Consider the following 16981-nt stretch of genomic DNA (forward strand, 5'->3'; position numbering starts at 1 on the left):
TGTTATAATCGCATTAATAACTTAAATCAAAAAAACATCTGTGGATAAATTTAATAGTTATAAACAAGTATACACAAAAAAAGATCCGATCAATTCACAGAATTGGATCACAAATAAGATCTTATAAAATATCTATAAAAATAAGTTATCAACAAAAAGGATCCTATTTAATAGTAATAAAAATAAAAGATCACCTAAAAGATCTTATTTAATTTAGATCGCGATCGAAATAGATCATTTGACGTAATCGAAAAGATGAGTAAAATTCCCTACGCTAAATAACTAGATCACAGGATCTAAATTAGCGATCATCTATACACAAATAAATACGAGGCTTTTTTATGTTTTATCCAGATCTTTTTGATGTCATCGTTGTTGGTGGTGGTCATGCAGGAACAGAAGCCGCAATGGCATCAGCGAGAATGGGACGAAAAACACTGCTTTTAACCCATAATATCAATACATTAGGACAAATGTCCTGTAATCCTGCTATTGGCGGCATAGGTAAAGGTCATTTGGTAAAAGAAATTGATGCTATGGGTGGTCTAATGGCACATGCTATTGATCATGCAGGGATCCAATTTAGGATCTTAAACAGTAGTAAAGGACCCGCTGTGCGAGCAACAAGAGCACAAGCAGACAGATCACTGTACCGTAAAGTGATCCGCACTACTCTTGAAAATCAAGAAAATTTAATGCTCTTTCAACAATCTGTTGAAGACGTGATCATTGAAAACGATCAAATAACAGGTGTCAAAACACAAATGGGCATTTCATTTAAAGCTAAAGCTGTTGTTTTAACAACGGGTACTTTTTTAGATGGAAAAATTCATATAGGGCTTGATAATTATAGTGGTGGTCGCACAGGGGATCCAGCATCAATAGGTTTATCAAAATCATTACACCAATATCCTTTTAGAATGGGGCGGCTAAAAACAGGTACGCCACCACGAATTGATGCGAGAACAATTGATTTTTCAAAACTAGGCACTCAATATGGTGATGATCCAGTACCCGTATTTTCATTTTTAGGTAATGCAAGTGATCATCCTAAACAGATCCCTTGTTATATCACAAGTACTAACGAAACAACCCACGAGATCATTCGAAATAGCTTAGATCGTAGCCCTATGTATACAGGGGTAATTGAAGGTGTAGGACCTAGATATTGTCCATCAATTGAAGATAAAATAATGCGCTTTGCTGATCGTAATTCGCATCAGATCTATTTAGAGCCTGAAGGATTAGACAGTAACGAAATCTATCCAAATGGGATCTCAACAAGCTTACCGTTTGATGTACAACTTGCATTTGTACGTAGCATGAAAGGATTAGAAAATGCCAACATTGTAAGACCTGGTTACGCGATCGAATATGATTATTTTGATCCAAGGGATCTTAAGCCAACACTGGAAAGCAAAGTGATCAAAGGGCTATTTTTAGCGGGACAGATCAATGGCACAACGGGCTATGAAGAAGCTGCTGCACAAGGTATGCTTGCTGGCTTAAATGCTGCGCGTTTTGTTTTTGATCAAGATCAATGGTATCCAAGCCGTGATCAAGCTTATTTAGGAGTACTCGTTGATGATCTTTGTACTCTTGGTACCAATGAACCTTACCGCATGTTTACTTCACGTGCTGAATATCGTTTAATGTTACGTGAAGATAATGCTGACATTCGTTTAACAGAAATAGGCCGTAAGCTAGGGATGGTTGATGATTATCGTTGGCAGCGCTTTAACGAAAAATTTGAAGCAATCGAACAAGAAAGAGCGCGTTTACGCGATATCTGGGTACACCCCCATATTGAAACGATTGATGAAGTCAACGCTGTTTTAAGCGCTAATTTAACCAAAGAAGCTAATGGTGAAGAGTTGCTTAAGCGACCAGAAATGAGTTATAACACATTGAAAACGCTTTCTTTATTTTCACCAGGATTATCGGATGCACAAGCTGCAGAACAGGTTGAAATTCAAGTTAAATATGACGGTTATATTAAATTGCAAATTGAAGAAATTGAACGTCAAAAACGCAATGAACAAACACTTATTCCTGAACATATTGATTATGCCGAAATATCTGGATTATCGAATGAAGTTGTGGCTAAATTAAAACAACACAAGCCTGTTTCTATTGGGCAAGCGTCGCGTATTTCTGGTATTACGCCGGCTGCTATTTCAATGTTGTTGGTTTATTTAAAAAAGAAGAATTATGTTAAAAAAGAAACTTATTAATCTGATTGATCAAACGGATCTTTTGATCACGGAATTACAAATAGATCAATTGATCCATTATGTTGAAATGCTCAACAAATGGAATAAGGCTTATAACTTAACGGCGATCCGCGATCCTAATGATATGTTAGTGAAGCATATTATCGATAGCTTAATTGTATCGCCTTATTTAACAGGTAAAAGCTTTATTGATGTAGGAACAGGCCCTGGTTTACCAGGTGTTCCCTTAGCGATTATTAATCCTGAAAAACAATTTGATTTAGTTGATAGCTTAGGTAAGCGTATTCGCTTTTTAAAGCAGGTACAGTTTGAATTAAAATTAACAAACATAAATCCTGTGCAAAGTCGTATTGAAGAGTACACTGAAAAAAAATTTGATGGGGTTATTAGTCGTGCATTTGCCTCTTTGCAAGATATGCTAAGTTGGTGTAAACACCTTCCTAATGAGCGAGGGCTTTTTTATGCATTAAAGGGAAGTGATATTGATTCCATTCCTAATGGTTTTACGCTTAAACAAAATATTAAATTAACTATACCTGAATTAAATGCTGAAAGATGTTTAGTTATTATTAAGTAGCTTTATACTAAAGCATCTACATAATTTTAAACATCTTTACAAGGTTAATTTTTACGTTTTTTTAGGTAGGCTTTTATACCATCAACAATTGCTTTAGATACTTGATTTTGAAAAGCTGCTGTTTTTAATTTCTTTTCTTCAGTAGTATTACTAATAAAAGCAGTTTCTACTAAAACAGACGGGATATCTGGTGCTTTTAGTACCGCAAATCCTGCTTTTTCAAGAGAAGGTTTATGCAGCTTATTAATCTTTTTCATTTGGCTTAAAATAGCATTACCCAGTAAAACCCCATTATTTAAAGTTGTTTTTTGCACTAAATCTAAAATGGTATTGTCCAAATATTTATCGCCACTACGACTTACTCCCCCAATTTGGTCGGCTTCATTTTGGGTTTGTGCCAGATAGCTTGCTGCAGAACTACTTGCCCCACGTGTTGATAATGCAAAAACAGAAGATCCGCCAACTGAACGATTAGCAAATGCATCAGCATGGATAGAAATAAAAAGATCTGCATGTAAAGATCGTGCTTTAGCTACTCGAACTTTTAAAGGTATAAACACATCTTCATTACGCGTCATGTAAACTTTTATGTTGGGCTCTTTTTTTAGCAAATTGTAAGTGCGACGTGCAATTTGTAAAACAATGTCTTTTTCACGGGTTTTATTATAGCCTATAGCACCGGGATCTTCACCGCCATGCCCTGGATCTAACATAACAACAATTGGCGCGTTTTTCTTTTTATTAGCCGGTGTTTTTATTTCAGATTGTTTTTTATTAAGATTTCCAGATTTATACTCTTCTAACAGAGCAAGTAAAGGATCAGCATCGGAAGTTGAAGCGGGTTTAGATGGATAAAGATCCATCACCAAACGATGCTTAAATTTCGCAATTGGCGATAAAGTAAAAGTATTTGGTTGAACGCCTTGTTTTAATTCGATCAGTATTCTAACCGTTTTTGGGTCACGTTGAACAACACGTATCGATTTAATATAAGGATCGTTTTTTAAAACTTTTGAAGATATATTTTTTAATGTTGTATTTAAATTGACATCACTGATATCAATTGCGATTCTTTCGGGGTTACTCAATAAAAAATGCTTGTATTTTAAACTAATATTGGATTCTAAAGTGATCCTAGTATAAGTAGATGAAGGCCAAACTCGCACAGCAACAATTTGTGCCATTGAAGCAGCAAAGCCTACACGAGTGACAGATAATAAACAAGTCGCAAGAATACCTTTAACTAATAGGCGCTTTGTAGGACTGAATGTTTCTGACATATTTAATCTAAACACTTTATTTTCTATATGAGTTAATCGCGAATAATAACATAAAATATAAAGATATTAAAAAGAATGATTCTTATCTTTATCTGATTTTTTTATAAAATAACCTATCCATTTTTTATGTTATAGCGATATTATTTTTTCCTTTTCTAAGATCAATGTTAGATTTTATCGTTATAAAAAGTTGGTATAGATCTTAAAACGCCATTAAATGCAATTATTCAATTAACAGTTTTTTTTTATAATCATCTATATTAATTGAAAAATTTTCACTGTATTTTCAAATCATTTTATAAAAGCTTATATAATGCTTTATTTTGGGTTGCTATGCTTATTTTATTATAGACCCTACATTCACAAAAGATTACAATATGGCTCGCTAAAATCACGGATTTAAACCCGTTTTCATTTTAACAATTAAATATAGCTGAGTTATTGATGAGCAAAAAATTACATATCAAAACTTGGGGCTGCCAAATGAATGAGTATGACTCAACAAAAATGGCTGATCTCCTTGAATCTACCCATGGTTTAACATTAACAGACAATGCCGAAGAAGCGGATATTTTATTACTAAATACCTGCTCTATTCGAGAAAAAGCTCAGGAAAAGGTTTTTCATCAATTAGGTCGTTGGAAAAATCTTAAACAACATAATCCAAATATCATTATTGGTGTTGGTGGTTGTGTTGCCTCGCAAGAAGGTGCACATATTCGTAAACGTGCCCCTTTTGTCGATATTATTTTTGGGCCTCAAACTTTTCACCGTTTACCTGAAATGATTGAACAGATTCGAAGTGGTAATGGTAACCATGTCGTTGATGTCAGCTTTCCTGAAATTGAAAAATTTGATCGCTTGCCAGAGCCTCGTAGCGAAGGACCTACTGCATTTGTTTCTATTATGGAAGGGTGCAATAAATATTGCACTTATTGCGTCGTACCTTATACTCGCGGTGAAGAAGTTAGCCGACCTTGTGATGATGTCATTTATGAAATTGCACAACTGGCTGAACAAGGGGTGCGTGAAGTCAATTTATTAGGTCAAAATGTTAATGCTTATCGTGGCCCCACATTTGATGGTGATATTTGTTCCTTTGCAGAGCTATTACGGCTAGTTGCCGCTATTGATGGTATTGATCGTATTCGCTTTACAACTAGCCATCCGATCGAATTTACTGATGACATTATTGATGTTTATCGTGACACGCCAGAGCTTGTGAATTTTTTACATTTACCTGTTCAAAGTGGTTCAGATCGCGTATTAAACTTAATGAAACGTACGCATACCGCACTTGAATATAAATCCATTATTCGAAAATTACGTAAAGTGCGCCCAGACATTCAAATTAGTTCTGATTTTATTGTTGGTTTCCCAGGTGAAACACAAGAAGATTTTGAACAAACAATGAAACTCATTGCTGATGTCAATTTTGATTTAAGTTACAGCTTTGTTTATTCAGCTCGCCCTGGTACACCCGCTGCTGAAATGGAAGATAATGTTTCGGAAGAAGAGAAAAAGCAACGCCTTTACATTCTTCAAGAACGAATCAACCAACAAGCTATGCAATTTAGTCGTCGTATGTTAAATACGGTTCAGCGTATTTTAGTTGAAGGTCCATCCAAAAAAGACCTTATGGAATTAACGGGTCGAACGGAAAATAATCGAATTGTGAATTTTGAAGGTTGTCCTGATATGATTGGTAAGTTTGTTGACGTTGAAATTACTGATGTTTATCCAAATTCGCTACGTGGTAGAGTTGTTCGTACTGAAGATGAAATGGATTTACGTGTTAGTGAATCACCAATGTCAGTTATTTCACGCACTCGTAAAGAAAACGAGTTAGGGGTCGGTATCTATCAACCTTAAAGTAGTAATCATTAAGCCACAATGTGAGTGGCTTTTCATATTTTTTATAAAATAATAAAGATAATAAAATAACTTACGGATGAATTTAAAGGAAAAGAAAATAATATGTTTATAATATTTGGAACTCGCGGAAGAGAAGTTAACGAACATAGTGGACAATTTAATTGCCCAAATTGCTGTTCGCAACAAAACACCACTACCGATGAAAAAAAACAAAAATATACACAAATAAAAGTGGCAAAATATTTTACGCTATTTTTTATTCCTATTTTTAGTTACGAAACATTAGGACGTTATATAAAGTGTAATGAGTGCAATAGTGATTACAACGAAAACGTACTGGAATATGTGCCACCAACATTTGAAGAACAAGTTGCATCATATGTTGAACAAGAGTTAAAAAGTGGAACACCTATTTCAATGCTGATCAATAAACTAAAAGCACAGGGTCTTGATCAAGATCAATCCCAACGTGCTGTTGATCATGTTGTTTCTGGTAATATTGTGACATGTCATCATTGTAATATGGACTTTTTAACAGGTGTTGAAAAGTGTTCTTTATGTGAAGGATACATTAAAAGTTAGTTTTAATTATTAGTTTTAATTATTTGAGGGCTTACATTTGAATATCATAACACATGAAACTATGCTTGACCCCGCTGATAATCAGCGACTTAATAGCCTTTGTGGTCCTTATAATGACAATATTAAGCAGCTAGAGCGTCGACTTGGTGTTGAGATTAATCATCGTGGTAATTTATTTTCCATAACTGGCGATCGGATTTGTGTCAAAGCAGCCAATGATATTTTACAATCTCTTTATAAGCAAACTAAAGCCAAAGATAAAATCATTGATATCGAGCCAGAACAAATCCATCTAGCAATTAAAGAGTCTGGCGCGCTAGAAAAGGCAAGTGAGCATTTGCCTGCTTATATTGATCATCAAGGCGGCAAGTTGGTAATGATAAAAACTAAGCGAGGCATCATTAAACCAAGAACGGCAAATCAAGCACAATATATTGCCCATGTTTTAGATTATGATATCTCGTTTGGTATAGGGCCTGCTGGTACAGGTAAAACTTATTTAGCGGTAGCTGCAGCGGTTGATGCGCTTGAAAAGCAACAAATCCGTCGCATTGTATTGACTAGGCCTGCGGTTGAAGCAGGCGAAAAATTAGGTTTTTTGCCTGGCGACTTAAGCCAAAAAGTCGATCCTTATTTGCGCCCACTTTATGATGCGTTATTCGAAATGCTCGGATTTGAAAAAGTTGAAAAGCTAATTGAAAAAAGTGTGATTGAAGTTGCACCACTTGCCTATATGCGAGGGCGAACTCTTAATGATGCTTTTATTATTCTTGATGAAAGCCAAAATACCACCATTGAACAAATGAAGATGTTTTTAACTCGCATAGGTTTTAATTCTAAAGCGGTAATAACAGGCGATATTACCCAAATTGATTTACCACGCCATCAAAAATCGGGTTTACGACATGCTATTGAAGTATTGAGTCAAGTTGATGAAATTAGTTTTAATTTTTTCAATAGTGAAGATGTAGTCCGTCATCCAGTGGTTGCCAGAATTGTTAATGCTTATGAAAAATGGGAAGAACAACAACAGAATATTAAACAGCAACATACGGAAAGTAGTATATAAAGGAGTCTTATTATTCCTATTTCACGTAAAAAAGAAAAAACGGTAATTCGAGATCATTCTGCCGAAGCAAATTTATTTCTTCGTAGGGCGCTATTTGCATTTGTTACGATTATTTTAATGGTTATTATTTTGCTTGGTAATTTAGCCGATTTGCAAATTGCTAATTTTAGTTATTACAGTACAAAATCCAATAATAATCGAATTGAAATTATACCTATCCCACCTAGTCGTGGCATGATTTATGACCGTAATGGTACACCTTTGGCAATTAATAACATCACATATCAGCTTAATATCATTCCTGATAAAACAAAAAACCTTAATGAACAATTCAATGAATTAAAAAAAATTGTTGGCTTGACTGATGAAGATATTGAGATGTTTCAAAAAGAACGACGCAATTATAAAGCTCATCGCCCTGTACCGCTAAAAGAAAATTTGACCAAAAAACAAATAGCGCGTTTTGTTGTGGATCAACATCGTTTTCCATTTGTTTCTATTGTGGGGATACAGCATCGTTATTACCCTTATGGTGCATCACTGACTCATATTCTTGGCTATATTTCTAAAATTAATAGCCAAGATAAACAGCGCTTAGATGATGAAAATAAGTCCAGCGATTATGTCGCTACGTTTAATATTGGTAAAATGGGGATAGAAAGGTATTATGAAGACGTATTACACGGAACCCCAGGTTATGAAAAGGTTGAAGTTAATAGCCGAGGTCGTATTGTTCGTCAAATAAACAAACATCCACCACAAGCTGGTGAAGACATCTATTTATCTATTAACCTTAAATTACAGCTTTATATAGAGCAATTATTGGCAGGGCGTAAAGCCGCCGTGGTCGCTATGGATCCTAATAATGGTGAGATTTTAGCTTTAGTTTCTAGTCCAAGTTATGATTCCAATCTATTTGTTGGCGGTATATCGAGTGTAAAATATAGCGAATTACTCAAAGATCCTAGTAAACCACTATTTAATCGTGTGTTACTCGGCGCTTATCCACCAGCTTCGACCGTTAAACCTTTTATTTCTATTGCCGCTTTGAGTGAAGGGGTTATCACGCCAAAAACTGTAGTTGATGATCCTGGTTGGTGGCAATTACCTGGTACTGAGCGACGTTATCGAGATTGGCTTAAATGGGGGCATGGTCGGGTTGATGTATTAAAGGCCATTGAAGAATCGGTTGATACTTACTTTTATAAAGTTGCTTATGATATGGGTATCGATCGCTTAAACTTATGGATGGCTAAGTTCGGTTATGGTAAACGCACCGGTATTGATATTTCACCAAACGAAGAAACCCGTGCCGTTATGCCGAGCCGTGAATGGAAAATAAAGCGTCATAAAAAATCTTGGTTACAAGGTGATACCATTCCTGTCGGTATTGGTCAAGGTTATTGGACTGCAACCCCAATGCAAATGGTTAAAGCGCTAACGACTTTAATTAATAATGGAAAAACCTATACACCGCATTTTTTATTATATAAAAAGAGCGATATTTTAAACGCTAATAAACGGCAACCAGAGATTAATTCAGATAATTATATTGAAACAAATAGTTTAGGTGATATTAACCCTGCTTATTGGGCACTTGCTAAGGAAGGTATGCACCGAGTGATGTTTGGATCAAGAGGAACGGCACGTAAGATTTATGCTGATGCAAAATATCAGGCTGCAGGTAAATCTGGTACTGCGCAAGTTTATGGCTTGAAGCAAGATGAAGTCTATAATGCTCATAAGATCCCAGAGCATTTACGTGATCATGCATTATTTATTGCTTATGCCCCTTATGATAAACCCAAAATAGCGCTAGCGATTGTATTAGAAAATGGTGGCGGTGGTAGCTCAAACGGTGGCGCTGTTGCTCGTAAAATCTTAGATTTTTACCTTCTAGGTAATAATTCAACACAGCTGGATGAGCCATCACCCAATGACGGAACTGAAGATTAATGATGAATAACAGCAAAAAATCTTTTTGGCAAAAGATACACATCGATCCCTTATTTTTTTTATTTATTACGCTATTACTTGGCTATAGCCTCTATATTCTTTGGAGTGCATCGGGTCAAAATATCGATATGATGCAAAAACGAGCCATTCAAATATTGCTCGGTTTTGCTGTAATGATTATTTTAGCTCAGTTTTCACCTAGGGCTTATGAAAAATGGGCGCTGTATCTATATATTGTTTGTATTATCATACTATTACTAGTTGATATTTTTGGTTACACCAGTAAAGGCGCACAGCGTTGGTTGGATTTAGGTATTTTACGATTTCAACCTTCAGAAATAGCCAAAATAGCCGTGCCATTAATGGTAGCAAAATTTATTCACCGAGATGGGTGTCCACCACCATTAAAAACCACATTACAAACACTTGCTATCATTGGTGTGCCAGCATTACTTGTTGCGATGCAACCTGACTTAGGTACAGCAATATTAATTGTTATGTCAGGTATTTTTATTATATTTTTAGCGGGTATGAATTGGCGTTACATTCTTGTTGCATTAATTTTAATCGCTGTCTTTTTACCGATTATGTGGTTCTTTTTAATGCATGATTACCAGCAAAAACGCGTATTAATGTTGATTAATCCCGAACTTGATCCTAGCGGAGCAGGTTATCATATCATTCAATCTAAAATAGCAATTGGATCGGGCGGTCTATGGGGTAAAGGCTGGTTACAAGGCACACAATCACAACTTGAATTTTTACCTGAGCGACATACCGATTTCATCTTCTCCGTTATTGCCGAAGAGTTTGGTTTTATTGGCTCTATTGTTTTGCTTATCCTCTTTTTATGTTTAATTGTACGAGGGCTTATTATTGCTGCTCAGGCACAAACCACCTTTGGTCGAATACTTTCTGGTGGGCTAATTTTAGTCTTTTTTATTTATGTGTTTATTAATATTGGTATGGTCAGTGGAATCTTACCAGTAGTTGGTGTACCATTACCGCTAATAAGTTATGGTGGCTCTTCTTTAGTCGTATTAATGGCAAGTTTTGGCATTATGATGTCTATTCACACACATCGATATATGTTATCTAAAAATATTTAACGGAACCCAAATAAATGAAAAAGAAATTTAAATTATCTTTTGCGTTATTCGCGCTTGCTGTTTGCTCATCAGCAAATGCTGAAATGGCTTTTCCTATTCCAGCTATCCCCAAGTTGGATGCAGAATCTTATATTTTGATCGATGCTAAATCAGGCGAAATACTGGCACAATATAATGCCGAGGAACAACGTGACCCAGCAAGTTTAACTAAAATGATGACCAGTTACGTGGTGGGGCAAGCACTACAATCAGGGCGTATTAAAAATGATGACATGGTTGTGGTCAGTAAAGATGCATGGGCAACAGGCAACCCTATTTTAAAAGGATCATCATTGATGTTTTTAGAAGTCGGTAAAACGGTATCGGTTTCTGATCTTAATAAAGGCATTATTATCCCATCGGGTAACGACGCTTGTATTGCTATGGCAGAACACGTTGCGGGGAGCCAAGGCGCTTTTGTTAACCTAATGAATGATTATGCTAAAAGACTTGGATTAGATCATACTCACTTTGAAACAGTGCATGGGCTTGATGCGCCAGGGCAATACACAACAGCTAAAGACATGGCTTTTTTAGGGCAAGCTTTAATTCGTGATTTACCTGAAGAATATTCCATTTACAAAGAAAAAGAATTTACTTATACATTATCTAAACCACAACTTAATCGAAATGGGCTACTTTGGGATACTACACTGAATGTAGACGGAATTAAAACAGGCCATACCAATGCCGCGGGGTATAACTTAGTTGCTTCTGCTGTGGATGGTAATACTCGTTTAATTTCAGCCGTATTAGGTGGTCGTACTTATAAAGGTCGTGAAGAAGAAAGTAAAAAATTATTAGTATGGGGATTCCGCTTTTTTGAAACAGCAAATCCTATAAAAGCAGGTGCGCCATTAGCAACTGAAACTATTTGGTATGGCGATGAAAATAAAATTCAATTAGGTGCAATTAATGGTGCCTTTATCACAGTGCCAAAAGGCCGTTCAGCAGATGTACAAGTTGAATATAAAATTGATGATTATATTTATGCACCAATAGCTAAGGGCGCAACAGTGGGCAAAATGCAATTTTTACTTGACGGTAAAGTTATTAACGAACAGCCACTTGTTGCTTTACAAAATGTTGAAGAAACAGGCTTTTTTGGTAGTGTATGGGATTGGATAACGCTACAATGCTATAGATTATTCCACTAGTTTTTATTCAAGTTTTGCTATCATCGCTCTGCGTTCTGTAAGTAATTGCTTACAGAACAACCTATCCTCTTTCAAAAATAATATAGTCTAATATAAAAAATAACTGCTCAAAAACTGTCAGATAAATATTGATTTTATTTAAGTTTTCATCATTACTTTTTATTTTAATATTTGCTTATTAAATAAACAATGCAAACTTAATAAAACTAACCAACATATTATAATGGATGATAATGGTAAGAAAACATCTAGTTATTTACACTTACATGATTATAAAGCTTTTTATTTTATTAACTTATTTTTAAATTTCTTATATTTGATAACTAGTTATAAATAAAAGAGATATCTTCTTTATTAATAATTACTGAATTTCTGTTAAAAATATTCAGGAATCTATACCGTTTCAGTATAAAATCACTTTAAATTTAAGGGATTAATAAATTATTTTTCATAAAGCATCAAATGGCTTAAATCCCTTATTTAGCTAAAACGTTAAACGGTTATCACTTACTGGTTTAACTAATATAACCCATTAATATTCAGCACTATTTATTTAACAATTGAAAAAAAAGATTAAATTTTACACTAAAACAGTGTATGCTTTTTGGCTGAATTGTCTGTTTTTTGCACTCAGTCATACTGAGTATACGATTAAATAATAACTAAAATAAAAATAAACGGAATAAATTATGAGGAATAATAGGAGAGCAAAACATGTCGAATGAACTTAATCGCCTTTTGGATCAACTCGGTGGCGAGTTTAACCATTTAATGGCCGGCTTAGGGGGTGTTAGTCACAACCGCTATACCTTAACCGTTGATGGGCTGACCGCACCGATTTCAGTTTTGCATGTTGATGGTGATGAGCAGTTAAACCAGCCTTGGCGTTATGTGGTTACCTTTACCAGCCCTGACAAAACCTTATCGCCCGATGCGTTCCTTAATCAAAAATCGACTTTCTTTTTTAATCCTGTTATTAACAAACCATTAACTTCCGCTATTCGTTCACTAAGCGACTTGCCTGCCGTCACGAATAAACGTACCTTGTATGGGGTCATCACCGAATTTAGCCAGCTATCAGTCAATAAAGATGAAGCTCATTACCAAGTCGTGTTATCTTCGCGCTTAGCACGGCTGGCTGTGGGGAAACATAGTGCCCTATTTCAAAATCAAAGCGTGGTCAGTGTGGTTGAAGAAGTGCTACGCAGTCACGGTTTTACCGGCATTGATTACCGGTTAGCGCTCAAAGACAGTTATCCTGAACGTGAATTTATCACCCAGTGGCAAGAAAGCGACCTGGAATTTATTCAACGCTTATTGGCTGATGTCGGTATCTGGTTCCGCTTTGAAACCCATGCCGAACATGATTGTGATGTGATGGTGTTAAGTGATTATGAACAAGGCTATGCACAGGTGGCCAATATCGACTATAAACTGCCGAGTGGTATGGCCGATACGGGCATAGAAAGTGTTTGGGATATCACCTTACATAGCGAAGTGGTACCGGCCTCAGTGACTGTTCAAGACTATAACTACCGTAATGCCAAAGCCGATTTACTCACCGATATCAACACCCAACCCAAAACCACCACCACGCAAGGCACTGATTACCGTTACGAAGAGCATTATAAAAGCGGACAAGGTCAGCAGAGCAAGCCAAATGACAAAGCCGTTAATTCCAACCAACCACAAACCGCTAACCTGTCACCGCAAGATGACAGCATTGAACAAGATAACGACATTGAAAGTGGCCAATGGTATGCCAAAATCCGTCATGAGCAGGCGATTAGCCAGCAAATTATCATTAAAGGTAAGAGTAATCACTATAACCTTGCTCCCGGTCAATGGATTAATATCAACGGCAGTCCGCTGACGAATATTAATGACGGTATCCTCATTTTAAGTGTACAAGGACAAGGTAACCGTACTGATGCCTATGCACTCACCTTTACCGCCATTCCCTATCAAGCCTTAAAACCTTATCGCCCAGCACCTATACGCTGGCCACAAGTCAGTGGCACCTTACCCGCACGGGTGACTAGCCCTGATAATGACACCTATGGCTATATTGACACTCACGGGCGCTACCGAGTTAAATTCAACTTTGACTTAAAAACGTGGAAAAAGGGCAATGAAAGCCTATGGGTACGCTTAGCCAAACCTTATTCGGGTAACACTTATGGCTTTCACTTTCCGTTAATTGACGGCACAGAAGTGGCGATTGCCTTTATGAATGGCAATCCCGATAGGCCGTATATTGCCCATGCCATGCACGACAGCGCCCACCCTGACCATGTGACTATGGTAAACAAACACCGCAATGTCATTCGCACCCCCGCCAACAACAAACTGCGCATGGATGATAAGCGCGGGCAAGAGCACATTAAACTCGCCACCGAATACGGTAAAACCCAGTTAAACATAGGTCACCTTGTTAACGAAAAAAAAGCACAACGCGGTGAAGGCTTTGAACTGCGCACGGATGAATGGGGGACGATTGCCGCCAACAAAGGCTTATACTTAACCACCCAAACCGAACCCAAAGCCCAAGGCAAACAACTGGATATGCAAGCGGCAATAAACCAACTGGAAAATGCCTTATCGATTGCCAAAGCCCTACAAAATGCCGCTACCCAGTCCGACGCACACAGCGCAGATACCGACAGTCAAGACCAACTTAAAGCCAACTTAAGCGGGCTAACCCAAAGTGGCCTACTGGCCTATGCGCAAGAAGGCATTGCCTTAACTAGCCCAGAAAACATCCAACTGACAACAGGCAATAGCTTAACCCTAACCAGTGAAAACCAAACCGATATCACCGCATTAAAAAACATCACCGTATCATCTGGCGACGCAATAGGGTTATTTGCCCATAAATCAGGCATGAAACTGTTTGCTAACCAAGGCGATATTGAGGTACAAGCCCAAAATGCCAACCTCAATATGGCGGCTAAGCAAGATATCAAAGTGGATAGCGTTGACGGCAAAGTGACTATCACCGCCAGCGATGAAATCAAGCTTATCTGTGGTGGTTCGTACATCAAAATCAGCAGTGCAGGCATTGAACTGGGCACGCAAGATAATGTGTACCTTAAATGTAATGTGATGCAAAAGATGGGGCCAGCAAGTAATCATTTATCCGCAAAACTGAATAATAATAATCGAGAGCTCGAAGTCTTATTAAAAAAACAGGTATCGTTTAACTCAAAAGGCTTTTCGGCATAAGGAATAAGGCAATCAACATGACCATAAAAAAAATCGACAATTTCAACTTTCCCGTTGGTGAAGAGCAACTTAGTCAAGATGCGTATTATAAAGCATTATCAGAAGCGAGTAGTGGCTTCTACCCATTTGGTGAAAATGGCATATGGCATGGGGGCATTCATATTGATAAAGGCGTACTAAAAAAGCTGGATAATGATAATGTAGTGCGTTGTATGGCCCATGGTGAAGTGATTGCTTACCGAGTCGATAATATTTATCCTAAAATAGTGTATCAGGACAATGAACAGTTAGACGAAGCTTACCAAGACTGCCAAAAAGTGGCTTATTTTTCAACGGGCTTTACCTTAGTCAGACACCAGTTACAAATGCCTAAAGTCGCAAAAGCAACCGACACGCCACCCTCAATAACCTTATACAGTTTATATATGCATCAACTCGATTGGTATGGTTATCAGCAAAAAGAACAAGAAAGCGATAGTCAGGTTACTTATCCCCATTATTGGCAAGCGAAAGCCGGAGAAGTGGATGAGAAAAACGCAGACACCATTGCTGGCAGCGTGATACGCGAAAATGGAAAAAACACAAAGGTTGTAGGGTTATTGCTTAAAGGCAGTAAAGTTCGTTTAGGTGAACAAAAAAGCGGTATGTCTGGTTGGTATAAAATTGTGTCGATAACCGCAGGGGCGGTGGTAACACCAGACGGCTTTCAACATGAATTGAGCAATATTTCGGGTTATGTTTGGCATAAAGATATTGGCACAACAGCAAACGATAGACCGACAGGAAAAACCGCAGAAACCAATAAGGATTATGAAATCTGTCGAGAAGATAATAAAAAGGTGGGCAAACCAGAAGTAGAAATCAAAGGGATTGCTATCTATGGCACTGCGAATGACAGCCAAAAGTTAACTTATTTGCCAAAAACGGCGACTTTTGAATTTGCTGGGCAAGAAAATGGTTATGCTAAAATCTGTAAAATTGGTAATTGTACTGTGCCGGCAGTTTTGGTTGTTGAAAATGGTGGGGATGAAGCGCCACATAAGGGGTATGTCAAATTAACCTCACTGATAGTGACCCAACTTAAACCTGAAAAATTAGATAAAGTGGTGGTATTAAAAGCGCCTGTGCCAATCGATAAAGGCGATTTTATAGGTTACATTGGCCATAATGTTAGCCAATCCGAACGTTTTGACGAGCCTAAAGTTGCCCCATTATCTACGATGAAACGTGCATTAGACAAGCAATTACCGCCAATGGCACACATTGAATTATTGACTTGTGATGATTTGCCTGCGTTTATCACTAAAACCCGCTCCTTAGCGGACAAGCTTCCAGAAAGTGAAAAGACAATCATATTAGTTGAAAAAGAGGCCAGATTAATTCAGCCCTCAGCAGATAGCTATTTAAACAGTGGCATAGGGATTCATTTTGTAGATAGCAGTAACTATTGCTATGTTAAAATCAAACCGGAATATACCTTTAGTATACCATTGATATATTTTGACGCTTCACGACAGTCTTCATTCAATACGCCGTTAGGCGGTGGGATTAATGGGATTAACGGTAAAACGCAAAACACCATACCGCAAAAACAATGGTACCGTTTAACGCAAACAGATAAAGCGCGGTTGATTGATATTAACCGCTTTCTTTATCCTGAACTAACCTTAAATGACATCCCCACTGAAGTTGAGCTAGTGAGTAGTGGCGCGCCACAGATAACGCTACCGGGTGTCTACTCTGAGCCGACCGATGATAATAAAGGTTGCTTTACAATTCGTTTTATTGTTGAGGATAAGCATTACTGGATAGACGCTAATGAAGTCTCCCACCTAGGCCGGCAATCTGGGCAATTAAGTCAAAAACTCGCTTATTGGA

Annotated in this window: 10 protein-coding genes and 1 pseudogene; 10 read left to right on the forward strand and 1 reads right to left on the reverse strand. The window is 37.2% G+C overall.

Annotated features, from left to right (window positions below; translation table 11 throughout):
- Positions 1-341: 341 nt before the first annotated feature.
- Both mnmG and rsmG read left to right on the forward strand, forming a co-directional pair.
- Positions 342-2234 carry a tRNA uridine-5-carboxymethylaminomethyl(34) synthesis enzyme MnmG gene (gene mnmG, locus A9G45_RS11835; protein ID WP_065567299.1) on the forward strand — a complete coding sequence of 631 codons (1893 nt, stop codon included), beginning with the start codon at positions 342-344 and terminating at the stop codon, positions 2232-2234.
- Positions 2212-2811 (forward strand): 16S rRNA (guanine(527)-N(7))-methyltransferase RsmG, encoded by a 600-nt coding sequence (rsmG, locus tag A9G45_RS11840; protein WP_065567300.1) that lies wholly within the window; start codon positions 2212-2214, stop codon positions 2809-2811. The genes mnmG and rsmG overlap by 23 nt, the downstream gene beginning before the upstream one ends.
- Positions 2812-2855: 44 nt before the next feature.
- Here rsmG and A9G45_RS11845 read toward each other — a convergent pair whose 3' ends face one another.
- Positions 2856-4091 carry an N-acetylmuramoyl-L-alanine amidase gene (locus tag A9G45_RS11845; protein WP_065567301.1) on the reverse strand — a complete coding sequence of 412 codons (1236 nt, stop codon included), beginning with the start codon at positions 4089-4091 and terminating at the stop codon, positions 2856-2858.
- Between the two features lie 444 nt (positions 4092-4535).
- Between A9G45_RS11845 and miaB the strand changes: the two genes are divergently transcribed.
- The 8 genes and pseudogenes from miaB to A9G45_RS11885 form a co-directional block, all read left to right on the forward strand.
- Complete coding sequence (miaB, locus tag A9G45_RS11850) at positions 4536-5963, forward strand: tRNA (N6-isopentenyl adenosine(37)-C2)-methylthiotransferase MiaB (RefSeq protein ID WP_065567302.1); 1428 nt, start codon at positions 4536-4538, stop codon at positions 5961-5963.
- Between the two features lie 105 nt (positions 5964-6068).
- Positions 6069-6548: a zinc-ribbon domain-containing protein gene (locus tag A9G45_RS11855; protein WP_065567303.1), complete on the forward strand. Its 480-nt coding sequence runs from the start codon at positions 6069-6071 to the stop codon at positions 6546-6548.
- A 37-nt stretch (positions 6549-6585) separates the two neighbouring features.
- Complete coding sequence (locus A9G45_RS11860) at positions 6586-7617, forward strand: PhoH family protein (protein WP_065567304.1); 1032 nt, start codon at positions 6586-6588, stop codon at positions 7615-7617.
- A gap of 18 nt (positions 7618-7635) precedes the next feature.
- Positions 7636-9573 (forward strand): penicillin-binding protein 2, encoded by a 1938-nt coding sequence (gene mrdA / locus A9G45_RS11865; protein ID WP_065567305.1) that lies wholly within the window; start codon positions 7636-7638, stop codon positions 9571-9573.
- A gap of 2 nt (positions 9574-9575) precedes the next feature.
- Complete coding sequence (gene mrdB / locus A9G45_RS11870; protein ID WP_081297919.1) at positions 9576-10682, forward strand: peptidoglycan glycosyltransferase MrdB; 1107 nt, start codon at positions 9576-9578, stop codon at positions 10680-10682.
- A gap of 14 nt (positions 10683-10696) precedes the next feature.
- Positions 10697-11878 carry a serine hydrolase gene (locus A9G45_RS11875; RefSeq protein WP_065567307.1) on the forward strand — a complete coding sequence of 394 codons (1182 nt, stop codon included), beginning with the start codon at positions 10697-10699 and terminating at the stop codon, positions 11876-11878.
- Positions 11879-12592: 714 nt separating this feature from the next.
- Positions 12593-15103 (forward strand): type VI secretion system Vgr family protein, encoded by a 2511-nt coding sequence (locus A9G45_RS11880; RefSeq protein WP_065572415.1) that lies wholly within the window; start codon positions 12593-12595, stop codon positions 15101-15103.
- A gap of 17 nt (positions 15104-15120) precedes the next feature.
- A pseudogene (locus A9G45_RS11885) lies at positions 15121-16981 on the forward strand (hypothetical protein); the annotation flags it as partial.

The sequence above is a fragment of the Gilliamella sp. HK2 genome, assembly GCF_001690265.1.
In the GTDB taxonomy this organism is placed as follows: domain Bacteria; phylum Pseudomonadota; class Gammaproteobacteria; order Enterobacterales; family Orbaceae; genus Gilliamella; species Gilliamella apicola_C.